Origin of the sequence: Burkholderia reimsis (assembly GCF_003294055.1) — a bacterium.
In the GTDB taxonomy this organism is placed as follows: Bacteria; Pseudomonadota; Gammaproteobacteria; order Burkholderiales; family Burkholderiaceae; genus Burkholderia; species Burkholderia cepacia.
In genome coordinates, this window is sequence record NZ_QMFZ01000008.1 from 143,211 (window position 1) to 155,484 (window position 12,274).

Sequence of the window (12,274 nt, forward strand, 5' to 3'; positions counted from 1 at the left end):
CGTCATGCGGCCCGCCGGCCGGCCCGCGGGCGGCCCCCCAGCTCCGAACCGAATCGCTATCGTGTCCAAGTCCTCAGAAAAACTCGATCTCGCCACGCGTGCCGCGTGGCTCTACTACGTCGCGGGCGACACGCAGAACGAGATCGCGGAAAAGCTGCAGGTGTCGCGCCCGGTCGCGCAGCGCCTCGTCGCGTTCGCGGTCGAGAAGAACCTGATCCGCGTGCGCGTCGACCACCAGCTCGCCGACTGTCTCGACCTCGGCGCGCAGCTGTCGAAGCGCTACGGCCTCGCGATGTGCGAAGTCGTGCCCGTCGATGCCGATGCGCCCGACGCGATCGACCGCAAGCTGGCCGTCGCCGGCGCGCAGGTGATGGAGCGCTACCTGAACGAAACGCGGCCGATGGTGATCGCGGTCAGCAGCGGCCGGACGCTGAAGGCAGCGGTCGCACAGATCGCGCAGATCGACCGCCCGCAGCACCGCCTCGTGTCGATGGTCGGCGCGATCGCGGCCGACGGTTCGTCGAACCGCTACGACGTCGCGCAGTACATCTCCGAGAAAACCGGCAGCAAGCACTTCCTGCTGCCCGCGCCGCTGTTCGCCGACAGCGCCGCCGAGCGCGCGCAGTGGTGCAATCACCGGCTGTACCGGATCGTCGAGGCGCTGTCGGGCCAGGCCGACGTCGCGTTCGTCGGGATCGGCAACATCGGCCCGCACTGCCCGCTCTACGAAGACGGCTTCATCACCGAACAGGAGCGCGACGAGATGACCGCGCTCGGCGCGGTGGCCGAACTGCTCGGCGTGCCGATCGACGCGCAAGGCAAGCTGATCGATGTGTCGACCGGCACGCGCGTGACGAGCGTGTCGCTCGCCACGCCGCCGAAGCGCCCGACGATCGCATTCGCGGGCGGCCCGAAGAAACGCGATGCGGTGATCGCCGCATTGCGCGGCGGCTGGATGTCGGGGCTCGTCACCGACGAGACGTGTGCGAGGGCGGCGCTGGACGCGTAGCCGGCGTGCCGGCTTCCCGTCACCGCATGCGGTCGCCGCACACCGGATCGCCGACGCGTCCGGACTAACCGCGCATCACTGCAGAAACCCGATCATCGTGGCCTTCATGACGGCCTCCGCCTTGTTGGCCGCACGAAGCTTGCGCATCACGTTCATCGGGTAAAACTTCGCAGTCCTGTCATGGATGGACGGAATCAGTCCGATATCGGCATACGTCTTGCCTGCCGCAGTCCATTTCAGCCCCTCCTTCTCGCGCGCCGTCAGCGATCGCGCCCGCACCTGCACACTGCCAACTCACGCGGCGCGCGGCGCCGGAAACGCATGCCGGCGAGCACGCCATGCGCCGACCCACGCGGCCGCCAGCAGCGCGACGAGCACCCACGGAATCGCGCCCGCCCCGGTTGCGCCGAGCAGCATCCCGCCCGCGATACCGCCACCCGCGATCGCGAGGTTCCACACCGTCACGAGCATCGACTGCGCGACATCCGCCGCCTCTCCCGCGGCGTTCGCGGTGGCCGTCTGGAACAGCGTCGGCGCACCGCCGAACGCGAGCCCCCACAGCGCGACGCCCGCATAGACGATCGCCATGCCGGAACCGGCGCCGAGCATCGCCGCCGCGATGGCGAACAACGCGATGCTGGCGAGCGTCAGCCGCCGCTGCGCGGCGCCGATCCACGCGCCCGTCAGCGCGATGCCGACCAGCGACGCGATACCGAACACGAGCAGCACCGCATCGACCTGCGCGCCCATCCGCACGCCCGCGAGAAACGGCGCGACGTACGTATACAGCATGTTGTGCGCCAGCACGTACGCGAACATCACGGTCAGCACCGGCCGCACACCGGGCAGCGTCATCACGCCGAGCACCGGCTCGCGCGCGCCGGCCTGCTGCCCCGGATAATCGGGCAGACGCCAACGGATCCAGCCGATCAGCACGAGCGCCGCGAGCGTGATACCCGCGAACGCGACGCGCCACCCGAGCGCCGCGCCGAGTGCGGTGCCGGCCGGAATGCCGATCGACATCGCGACCGGCGCACCGAGCATCGCGACCGCGATCGCCCGGCCGCGCAACGGGGCATCGACCATCCGGCTCGCGTAGCCGGCGAGCAGCGCCCACAGCAGCCCGGCCGCCATCCCCGCGACGAAGCGCGCGGCGAGCGTCAGCGCGTAGTACGGCGACACGGCCGTCAGCGCATTCGACACGACGAAGCCGGCCAGCGCCGCGAGCAGCAGCGTGCGCCGGCGCATCGCGCGCGTCGCGGCGACGAGCGGAATCGCCGCGACGATCGAGCCGAGCGCATATACGGTCACGAGCTGGCCGATCAGCGCCTCGGGCACGCGCAGGTCGGCGCTCATCAGCGGCAGCAGGCCGGCCGGCAACGCCTCGGTGAGAATCGTGATGAACGCGGCCGTCGCGAGCGCCAGCAGGTTCGCAACCGGCAGGCGCGCGCCGGCCTGCACCGGCTGAACGGCCGGCTCGTCATCGATCGTCGTGCAGTCGCTCATGCCGCGCTCCCGGTTTCGACGCCGTAGACCGCATCGCGCACCGCGGTCACGATCCGCCCGTCGAGGCCCTCGTACAGCGTGTTGGTCAGCGCGACGGCCGTCACCCCCGCCGCGCGGTCGACGAACCACGTGTGCCCGTACGCGCCGCCCCCGCGCCAGGTGCCGACCGACTCCGGCGACCGCGCGGCCACCGGATCGCGCAGCACCGAGAACCCGAGCCCGAAGCCGAAACCCGGTGCATCCCGCAGTTCGCGCGCACCCGGCTGGACGCGCGCCATCTCGTCGACCCATGCGGGTTCGAGCCAGCCGTCGCGGCCCGTGCGCAGCGCGTCGAGCAGCGTCACGCAATCGCGCGCGGTGCCGACCATCCCCGCGCCGCCCGACGGCCACGCATCGGCATCGAACACGCGCGCCGGCTCGAAGCGGATGCCGATCGTGCCGTCGAACACCGGCACGAGATCGACGTCCGCCATCCGGCGCGGGGCGCCCGGCGTGCTCACGTATGGCGTCGCGACGCGTGCGGCGTCGTGCGCGACGAACGTGGTGTCGGTCATCCCGAGCGGCGTCGTGACGAGCGCGGCGACCGCGTCGGCGAGCGGCCGCCCGTCGACTGCCTCGATCAGCGCGCCGACCACATCCATCGACAGCGAATAGCCCCACGACGTACCTGGCGCAAACTGCAGCGGCACGCTGGCGATGCGCCGCAGGTTCTCGGCGAGCGAGAGACGCGAGCGGTCCATTCCGTCGGACACGCCGGCGCGCGCATACGGACCGTCGCCGTCCGCTTCGAGGAAACGGTAGCCGAGGCCGGCCGTATGCGACAGCAGATGACGCAACGTGATGACGGCAGGCGTGCCGTCGGTCAACGTCGGGCGGAATCCGGGCAACGCGCGGGCGACCGGTTCGTCGAGCGCGATGCGCCCCGCCGCGACCAGCCGCATCGCGGCGGCCGCCACGACCGGCTTCGTGACCGACGACAGGCGGAACAGCGCATCGTCCCGCATCGGCGTGCCGGCTTCCCGATCGGCGAGGCCGACGGCACGCGCATAACGCAGCTCGCCGTGCTGCGCGACCAACACGACCGCGCCGACCATGCGCGCGTCGGCGAGCGCGCGATCCAGCGCGTCGTCGAGCCGGCGGCGCAGCGCGGCGTCCGGTTCCACGCGCAAGGCGGTGACAGGCAGGGATGACATGACGTGACCTCTCGGCAATGAACGAGCGCTCATCGTAGGGAGCCGACGCAAGAAGAAAAACCGGGGTAGAGTTCCGGACAATCCGGACGCCGGCGTCCGCAATCGGAAACTCGCATGGAAAACCTCGGCGGCTTCGTCGTGTTCGTTCAGGTCGCGGAAACGCGCAGTTTCGTCGCGGCCGGACGTGCGCTCGGGCTATCGGCTTCGGCGATCGGCAAACGCATCGCGCGGCTCGAGGCGCGGCTGAAGGTGCGGCTCTTTCACCGCAGCACGCGCAGCATCACGTTGACCGCCGAAGGCACGCGCTTTCTCGAACGGTGCCGGCGCGTGATCGCCGAGCTCGACGCGGCAGAGCAGGAACTGACGCACAGTGCCGAAGCGCCACGCGGGCGCTTGCGCGTGAGCCTGCCGACGATCGGCACGCTGCTGCTGCCGGTGCTCGCCGATTTCATGGCTGCGTATCCGGAGATCGAGCTCGACATCGATTTCAGCGACCGGCTCGTCGACGTCGTCGACGAAGGATTCGACGCGGTGCTGCGCACCGGCCAGCCCTCGGATTCCCGGCTGTCGTCGCGGCTGCTCGGCCACTTCCGCCAGCACCTCGTCGCGTCCCCCGGTTATCTCGACCGGCACGGCACGCCGCGCACGCCGGCCGATCTCGCGCAGCACCGCTGCCTGCATTACCGTTTCCCGACCAGCGGCAAGCTCGAGACCTGGCCGCTGCGCGTGCCGCGCGCGGGCACGCCGCCCGAAGTGCCGGTCGCGATGGTCAGCAACAGTGCGGAAGCGCGCCTGTGCTTCGCGCTGCGCGGGCTCGGCATCGCGTGCCTGCCCATCTTCTTCGTGCGCGAGGCGCTCGCGGACGGCACGCTGCGCGCGGTGCTCGACGAACACGTCGCGAGCTGCACGCCGGTCTACGTGCTGTGGCCGTCGGGCCGCCACCCGACGCCGAAGCTGCGTGCGTTCGTCGATTACATGGCCGCGCACCTGACGCTGTGACCGCGGCCGGCCGTCATGCGGCCTTCGCGTGCACGCTCAGCCGGCGGAACGCCTGGCCGTGTTCGTCGAACAGGTGGCAGTGCTCGGCCTGCGCGTGCACGTGGAGCGCCTCACCGGTGCGGTAGGTGTCGAGCGGCGGAATCCGCGCGATCAGCCCGTCCGGCGCGACGGCCGACTCCGCATACAGGTACGCGGCGTCGCCGAGCGATTCCACGGCCATCGTCCGCGCGGCCACGCCGGTGGCCGCCGCTTCGACCTTCAGGTGCTCGGGCCGCACGCCGACCGTCACCGCCGCGCCGCGCTGCAGCCCCGCCGCCTCGACCGCGACGCGCTGCGTCTCGCCGCTGTCGAAGCGCACGAGCACGCCGCCGGCATCGACCGAATCGACGGTGCCCGTCAGGAAGTTCATCTTCGGCGAACCGATGAAGCCCGCGACGAACTGGTTCGCCGGCGCGTGGTAAAGCTCGTTCGGCGTGCCGACCTGCTGCACCGCGCCGCCCGACAGCACGACGATCTTGTCCGCGAGCGTCATCGCCTCGACCTGGTCGTGCGTCACGTAGATCATCGTCGTCTTCAGCTCGTCGTGCAGCCGCGCGAACTCCAGCCGCATCTTCACGCGCAGCGCCGCGTCGAGGTTCGACAGCGGCTCGTCGAACAGGAACACCTTCGGCTTGCGCGTGATCGCGCGGCCGATCGCGACACGCTGCCGCTGGCCGCCCGACAGCTGCTTCGGCTTGCGGTCGAGCAGATGGTCGATGTGCAGGATCTTCGCGGCGTTCTTCACCGCCTGGTCGATCTCGGGCTTCTTCGCGCCCGCGAGCTTCAGGCCGAACGCCATGTTGTCGTACAGCGTCATGTGCGGGTACAGCGCATACGACTGGAACACCATCGCGATGCCGCGCTTCGCGCTCGGCACGTCGTTGACCTTCGCGCCGTCGATCAGCAGGTCGCCGCTCGAGATGTCCTCGAGGCCCGCGATCATCCGCATCAGCGTGGATTTTCCGCAGCCGCTCGGGCCGACGAACACGACGAATTCGCCGTCGGCGATGTCGAGGTTCACGTTGCGCAGCACTTCGGTTTCGTCGTAGCGCTTCGCGATGTTGCGCAGGAGCACGCTTGCCATGATCTGTCTCCGTTCGTTCGTGATGCGTGATGCGTGATGCGCCGCGTCGAACGCGGCGCGCAATCGTTCGTGGTTGCTAGTTCGGCAGCACCGCGCCGGTCGCCTGCCAGCGCGCGACGTAGCCGGGCAGTTCGTGCATGTCGTCGAATACGTGGCGCGCGCCGATCCCGCGCAGCGCGTCGATCTGCGCGGCCGACGCATGCCCGCCGCCGACGAAGCCGAGCACGGTCATGCCGGCCGCGGCGGCCGCGGTGATGCCGGTCGCGCTGTCCTCGACCACGAGGCACTGGGCAGGCACGACGCCGAGCGTACGCGCGGCGGCGAGATACACGTCCGGCGCGGGCTTCGGCCGTGCGACGGCATCCGCGCAGAACAGCCGGTCGCCGAAGAAGCGCGCGAGGCCCGTGCGCGCCAGTGCCGCCTCGACGTACGCGCGGTAGCTGTTGCTCGCGCAGGCCGTCGTCAACTGAATCGCGTCCAGCGCCGCATCGATGCCGTCGACCATCGGTGCGTTGACGGCCGCCGCCTCGACCGCGCGGCGGATCGCGTCGACATCGCCGGCCGACAGCGTGCGCCCGACGGCGTCGCCCGCGCCGGCCAGCACGCGCTCGATGCGCAGCCCGAGCAACGGCATCACGGCGGGCCGCGCATCGACGCCCGGCCAGCGCGCGTCGAGCTCGCGCACGATCACGTCGGCCGCCACGGCCTCGCTGTCGATCAGTACACCGTCGCAATCGCAGATCAGGACGTTCGCGGTCATTTGACGGCTCCGAACGTGAGCCCGCGCACGAGCTGCTTCTGCGACAGCCAGCCGACGATCAGGATCGGCGCGACCGCCAGCAGCGACGCGGCGGACAGCTTCGCCCAGAACAGCCCTTCGGGGCTCGAGTACGACGCGATGAACACGGTGAGCGGCGCGGCGTTCGAGCTCGACAGGTTGATGCTCCAGAACGCTTCGTTCCACGACAGGATCACGAGCAGCAGCGCGGTGGACGCGAGCCCCGGCAGCGCCATCGGCATCAGCAGGTAGACGATCTCCTGCCACGTCGACGCGCCGTCGATGCGCCCGGCTTCGAGGATGTCCTTCGGGATCTCGTTGAAGTACGTGAAGGTCATCCACACCGCGATCGGCAGGTTGATCAGCGTGTAGACGATCACGAGGCCCGACACGGTATCGAGCAGCCCCGCGTTTTTCCACAGCAGGTAGATCGGTACGAGCACGCCGACCGACGGCATCATCTTCGTCGACAGCATCCACAGCAGCACCTTCTGCGTGCGGTGGTTCGGGAAGAACGCCATCGCGTACGCGGCCGGCACCGCGAACAGCAGCGAGATCACCGTGACGCCGGCCGAGATCAGCACCGAATTCCATGCGAACGAAAAGTAGTTGCTGCGCGCGAATACCTCGCGGAAGCTGTCGAGCGTCGGCATGAAGAACAGCGTCGACGCATACGCCTGCTGCTCGGTCTTGAACGCGGTGATCGCCATCCAGAAGATCGGGAAGAACAGCAGGAGCGCGATCAGCCACGCGAGCGTGCCGGGCAGCGCACGCCGCACGAGGTCGAACACGGCCGGCACGCGCCGGCCTTCGAAGGTCAGGTCGCTCATTTCTCGTACTCCCCCTTCAGGTTGCGCGCGAGCATCCGCACCAGGAAGAACGACACGACGTTCGCGACCACGACGGCGATGATCCCGCCCGCGGACGCGAGGCCGACGTCGAACTGCTGCAGGCCGAGCGCGTAGATCAGGTACGACAGGTTGGTCGTCGCGTCGCCGGGGCCGCCGCCGGTCGTCGTGTAGATCTCCGCGAAGATCGACAGCAGGAAGATCGTCTCCATCATCACGACCACGGCGATCGCGCGCTTCAGGTGCGGCAGCGTGATGTAGAAGAACATCGCGATCGGGCCCGCGCCGTCGATGCGGGCGGCTTCCTTCTGCTCCTGGTCGAGCGACTGGATCGCGGTGAACAGGATCAGGAACGCGAACGGCAGCCACTGCCACGCGACGATGATGATCACCGCGGTGAGCGGGTAATCGGCGAACCAGTCGATCGGCGTCATCCCGAGCGCGCGCATCGCGTTCGCGACGAGCCCGTACACCGGGTGCAGGATCATGTTCTTCCAGATCAGCGCGGACACCGTCGGCATCACGAAGAACGGCGCGATCGCGAACAGGCGCGCGACGCCCTGCCCGTAGAACTTGCGGTCGAACAGCACGGCCATCAGCACGCCGCCGACCACCGTGATCGCGAGCACCGCGCCGATCAGCACGAGCGTGTGCCAGATCGCGGGCAGGAACGACGGATCGGTCGCGAGGAAGCGGTAGTTGTCGAGCCCGGCGAAACCTTTCACGTCCGGGTTCAGCAGGTTGTAGCGCGAGAACGAATACCAGATCGTCATCGCGAGCGGGATCGACATCCACAGCAGCAGCACCGCGACGGACGGCGAGACGAGCCAGCTCGCGCCGCCGCGCGTGCGGCGCGGCGCGCCGGGCGGCGACGACGCGTCGCCGACCGACGGCGCATGAGCATGGCTCAGGGGAAGACGCAGGTGACGCATGATCGGAGTCCCTCCGGTTGATGCGCGGGCGCGAACGGCGTGCCCGCCTGTCAGCTTCGCCGGCCCGCGCCGTGTGCCACGGCGCACGACACGGGCCGCGCGACGGCTTGCGCGTTACTTCTTGTAGCCGGCCTGCCGCACCGCGCGGTCCGCGGCGGCCTGACCGGCGGCGAGCGCCTGGTCGACCGTCATCTGGCCCGCGACCGCGCCCGCGATCGACTGGCCGACCACCGTGCCGAACGACTGGAATTCAGGAATCCCGACGTACTGCACGCCCGTGTACGGCACCTTCTTCAGCGACGGATCGTTCGGGTCGGCCGTCTCGATCGCCTTCAGCACGAATTCCGAGAACGGCGCGGCGGCCTTGTACTCGGGGCGCTGATACGTCGACGTGCGCGTGCCCGGCGGCACCGACGCCCAGCCCTCGTCCTTGCCGACCATCTCGATGTACTGCTTCGACGTCGCCCATGCGATGAACTTGCGCGCGGCGTCCTGCTGCTTCGACGTCTTCGGCACGGCCAGCGCCCACGCCCACAGCCAGTGCGAGCCCTTCGGCGTGGCGGCGACCGGCGCGGCCGCGAAGCCGATCCTGTCGGCCACCTGCGACTGCTGCTTGTTGTAGAGCATCCCGGCCGCGACCGTCGCGTCGATCCACATCGCGCACTTGCCCGATGCGGTGAGCGTCAGGTTCTCGTTGAAGCCGTTCGAGCTCGCTCCCGGCGGGCCGTCCTTCTTCAGCAGGTTCACGTAGAACGTGATCGCCTTCTTCCATTCCGGCGACGTCAGCTGCGCATTCCAGTTCTCGTCGAACCAGCGCCCGCCGAACGTGTTCACGACCGTCGACACGTACGCCATGTTCTCGCCCCACCCGGCCTTGCCGCGCAGGCAGATCCCGTAGGTCCCCTTCGCCTTGTCGGTGAGCTTGTCCGCGAATTCGGCGATCTGGTCGTAGGTCGGCTGGTCGGGCATCTTCAGCCCCTTCGCCGCGAACAGGTCCTTGCGGTAGAACGTCATCGAGCTTTCGACGTAGAACGGCAGCGCGTAGAGCTGGCCGTTGTACGACAGGCTGTCGCGCGCGGTCTTCACGATGTCGTTCAGGTCGTAGTCGGCGGGCAGGCCCGTGATCGGCGCGAGCCAGCCGCGCTTGCCCCACTGCGGCGTCTCGTAGGTGCCGATCGCCATCACGTCGAACTGGCCGCTGCCGGTCGTGATGTCGGTCGTCGCGCGCTGGCGCAGCACGTTTTCCTCGAGGATCACCCAGTTCAGCTTGATGTCCGGGTTCGCCTTCTCGAACGCCGGCGACAGCTTCTTCAGCTCGATCATGTCGGGATTGTTCAGCGTCGCGATCGTCAGCGTGCCGGCGGACGCGGCGCAGGCCGCCGTCGCGAGCGCGGCTCCGGCGAAGCAGCGTGCGGCGGCGTCGAGCATCTTTCGTTGCATGGCATGTCTCCTGTGTTTGTTCGAAGTGTCGTCGGTCCTGCGTTTCCTTCGCGGCCCGTCACGCCGGCCGCTGCATTCCGCACGCGCGCGCATAGTGCGCGATCACGTCGCGTATCCGGTGGCGCACCCACGCGCGCGGCTCCTTCGCGAGCCCGCCCGTGCGGCACGCCGCGTAGACATCCGGCAGCCACTGCGCGACGAGCGTCTCCGGCACCGGCTGCCGCGCGAGGTTGTCGAACAGTTGCTCGACCGCGGCCGCGACGGCCGGCTGCAGCCAGTAGTAGCGAATCCGGTCGCTGTAGCTGAACTGGCGCGCGAGCCGCTGCTCGGTTTCGTCGCCGCGGTAGTACGGCGCCCAGTGCTCGGGCTGCGCGCGCATCGCGGCGTCGACCACGTCGCGCAATCGCGAGCGCTGCCCGGCGTCGCCGGTCAGCGCGTCCTCGATGAAGGTCAGCGCGAACAGCGCCTCGCGCAGCGCGAACGTCAGTGCGGGGCCGACCTTCAGCACCGCGAAGTGGTCCCGCACGAGCGCGGCGAGGGCACCCTCGGTCTGGTAATCGGTCGAATGCGCCTCGAACACGAGGCGCGGTGTCTGCAGGATACTCGCGCCGAGCGCCGCGGCCTTCGCGCTGTCGTAGTCGAGCACGTGGCGATCGTCGAAATCGACGCCCGGCTGCGCGACGATCGCGACGACGCGTGCCCACGCGTCGTCGAGCCCGGCCGCCGCGAACGCGGCGCGGTGCGCATCGAGCGTCGCCGCGATGCTGTCGCTGCGCGTGACCGCAATCTGCGCGATCGCCGCATCGCCGCCGTGGCCGTTGTTGCCGCTGACTTCACCACCCGGCGTCGGCACCTCGGTGCCGATCACGTAGACGGGCGCGATGCCGGTGCGCGCCGCCGCGTCTTCCGCCACGCGGCACAGTTCGGCCGCGCGCGCGGCGATCGTGCGATCATCGAGCCGCACCGGATCGTCCGCGCACGCCATGCTCGCATCGAGATGGATCTTTTCGAAGCCGGCTTCCACATAGGCGGCGACCATCGCGCCCGCCTCGCGCATCGCATCGGCCGCGCGGCGGTGCCGCCATGGGTTCGGCCCAAGATGGTCGCCGCCGAGCACGAGCGCCGACGGCGCCAGCCCGCAACGCCGGGCGATCGCGTCGACGTCGCGGCGGAAATCGGCGGGCGTCATGCCCGTATAACCGCCGAGATGGTTCACCTGGTTGCAGGTCGCCTCGATCAGGAGCGGCGAGCCATCCGCGCGCGCCGCTTCGCACGCGGCCTCCAGCACGAGCCGGTGCGCGCTGCAGATCGAATAGATGCCGCGCTGCGCGTCCGCGCGGTTCGCATCGAAGATCATCCGCAGCACTGCGTCCGCGTGGGCGGTGCGCGGGCGTTCGGCGAAGGTCGTCAGGCCGGACATGCGATACCTCGTTCGGTCAGGAAGCGGTCGATCTCGGCCGCGCCGCTGTTGCCTTCCATCGGGCCGCGCCGCGTGACCGCGATCGCGCCGGCCGCGTTCGCGCGGCGCAATGCGGCATCGATCGGCACGCCCGCGACGAAGCTCGCCACGAGCGTGCCGCCGAAGCAGTCGCCGGCGCCGGTCGGGTCGATTTCGTCGACCTGAAAGGCCGGTGCTTCGACGCGGTTGGCGCGGTCAAATGCAACGCTGCCTTGCGCGCCGCGTTTCAGCACGACACGCTCGAGCAGCGGATGCGTCGCGAGCAGGCCCGCGATCGCACGCTCGGCCGGCTGCGGCCCGCAGAAGAACGGCAAATCGGCCTCGCTCGGCATGAACAGGTGGCACGCGGCGAGCATCGTCTCGAGCGCCGCGCGCATCGGGCGAAAGCTCAGCATCTCGGGGCGCACGTTCGGATCGAACGACACCTTCGCGCCGGCGCGTGCGGCCTCGATCACGCCGCGCTGCACGGCCGCGATCGCCGATTCGCTCGTCAGCGACGAGCCCATCACGTGAAAATAGCGGCAGCCGTCGAACATCGCGGTATCGACATCGGACGCATCGACACACGCGGCCGCACTGGTGGACAGACTGTAGACGAAGCTGCGCGAGCCGTCGTCGCGATACGCGACGAACGCGGTGCCGGTCGGACGTGCGACGCGGCGGATGCGCGCGACGTCGACACCGTCGCGCTCGAGCCGCGCGACGATCGCATCGCCGAACGCGTCGCGGCCGACGCAGCCCGCATACGCGACGCGCGCGCCGAGCCGTGCGGCCTGGTCGGCGAAGATCGCAGGCGCGCCGCTCGGGAACGGCCCGGCGAACAGGCCCGGCGAGTCGAAACCCTGGCCGCGCTCGGCGGCGACGAATTCCGCCAGCAGTTCGCCGGCGACGACGATCTCTGCCATCAGGCGTGCCCTCCTCGTTCGACGACGGCCGCGGTGAGCGGCGCGGCCGCCCTGTCGCAGGCCGGCCGGCAGGTGACGCGTG

The 12,274-nt window shown here is 69.8% G+C and carries 12 protein-coding genes; 2 read left to right on the plus strand and 10 right to left on the minus strand.

What is annotated here, in order from left to right; genetic code table 11:
* Nucleotides 1–61: 61 nt before the first annotated feature.
* A complete protein-coding gene (locus DPV79_RS12455; protein WP_059688549.1) occupies nt 62–1,009 on the plus strand; it encodes a sugar-binding transcriptional regulator in 948 nt (315 codons plus the stop codon).
* 75 nt (nt 1,010–1,084) lie between these two features.
* On the opposite strand, the gene DPV79_RS12460 is transcribed toward DPV79_RS12455, so the two are convergent.
* From DPV79_RS12460 to DPV79_RS12470, 3 genes are read right to left on the minus strand one after another with little or no spacing between them, the layout of a single operon-like run.
* Nucleotides 1,085–1,294, minus strand: coding sequence for a helix-turn-helix domain-containing protein (locus DPV79_RS12460; protein WP_113045542.1), 210 nt, complete (start codon nt 1,292–1,294; stop codon nt 1,085–1,087).
* A 9-nt stretch (nt 1,295–1,303) separates the two neighbouring features.
* Nucleotides 1,304–2,515 carry an MFS transporter gene (locus DPV79_RS12465; RefSeq protein ID WP_113045543.1) on the minus strand — a complete coding sequence of 404 codons (1,212 nt, stop codon included), beginning with the start codon at nt 2,513–2,515 and terminating at the stop codon, nt 1,304–1,306.
* Nucleotides 2,512–3,708, minus strand: coding sequence for a serine hydrolase domain-containing protein (locus tag DPV79_RS12470; protein WP_113045544.1), 1,197 nt, complete (start codon nt 3,706–3,708; stop codon nt 2,512–2,514). Before DPV79_RS12470 ends, DPV79_RS12465 begins: the two co-directional genes overlap by 4 nt.
* 114 nt (nt 3,709–3,822) lie before the next feature.
* Between DPV79_RS12470 and DPV79_RS12475 the strand changes: the two genes are divergently transcribed.
* Complete coding sequence (locus DPV79_RS12475; RefSeq protein ID WP_059484367.1) at nt 3,823–4,707, plus strand: LysR family transcriptional regulator; 885 nt, start codon at nt 3,823–3,825, stop codon at nt 4,705–4,707.
* Nucleotides 4,708–4,720: 13 nt separating this feature from the next.
* On the opposite strand, the gene DPV79_RS12480 is transcribed toward DPV79_RS12475, so the two are convergent.
* The 7 genes from DPV79_RS12480 to DPV79_RS12510 all read right to left on the minus strand — a co-directional run bounded on the left by DPV79_RS12480 (nt 4,721) and on the right by DPV79_RS12510 (nt 12,192).
* Nucleotides 4,721–5,830: an ABC transporter ATP-binding protein gene (locus DPV79_RS12480; RefSeq protein ID WP_059554412.1), complete on the minus strand. Its 1,110-nt coding sequence runs from the start codon at nt 5,828–5,830 to the stop codon at nt 4,721–4,723.
* 76 nt (nt 5,831–5,906) lie between these two features.
* Nucleotides 5,907–6,590: an HAD family hydrolase gene (locus DPV79_RS12485; RefSeq protein ID WP_048024959.1), complete on the minus strand. Its 684-nt coding sequence runs from the start codon at nt 6,588–6,590 to the stop codon at nt 5,907–5,909.
* Nucleotides 6,587–7,438: a carbohydrate ABC transporter permease gene (locus DPV79_RS12490; protein WP_027789251.1), complete on the minus strand. Its 852-nt coding sequence runs from the start codon at nt 7,436–7,438 to the stop codon at nt 6,587–6,589. The genes DPV79_RS12485 and DPV79_RS12490 overlap by 4 nt, the downstream gene beginning before the upstream one ends.
* The gene (locus tag DPV79_RS12495; RefSeq protein WP_113045545.1) at nt 7,435–8,388 is read right to left on the minus strand and encodes a carbohydrate ABC transporter permease; all 954 of its coding nucleotides are present in this window, start codon (nt 8,386–8,388) and stop codon (nt 7,435–7,437) included. Before DPV79_RS12495 ends, DPV79_RS12490 begins: the two co-directional genes overlap by 4 nt.
* Before the next feature lie 114 nt (nt 8,389–8,502).
* Nucleotides 8,503–9,828, minus strand: coding sequence for an ABC transporter substrate-binding protein (locus tag DPV79_RS12500; protein WP_113045546.1), 1,326 nt, complete (start codon nt 9,826–9,828; stop codon nt 8,503–8,505).
* A 58-nt stretch (nt 9,829–9,886) separates the two neighbouring features.
* On the minus strand, nt 9,887–11,248 hold the full coding sequence (locus DPV79_RS12505) for a D-tagatose-bisphosphate aldolase, class II, non-catalytic subunit (RefSeq protein WP_048024962.1): 1,362 nt from the start codon (nt 11,246–11,248) through the stop codon (nt 9,887–9,889).
* Nucleotides 11,236–12,192 (minus strand): sugar kinase, encoded by a 957-nt coding sequence (locus tag DPV79_RS12510; protein WP_113045547.1) that lies wholly within the window; start codon nt 12,190–12,192, stop codon nt 11,236–11,238. Before DPV79_RS12510 ends, DPV79_RS12505 begins: the two co-directional genes overlap by 13 nt.
* Nucleotides 12,193–12,274: the final 82 nt, after the last annotated feature.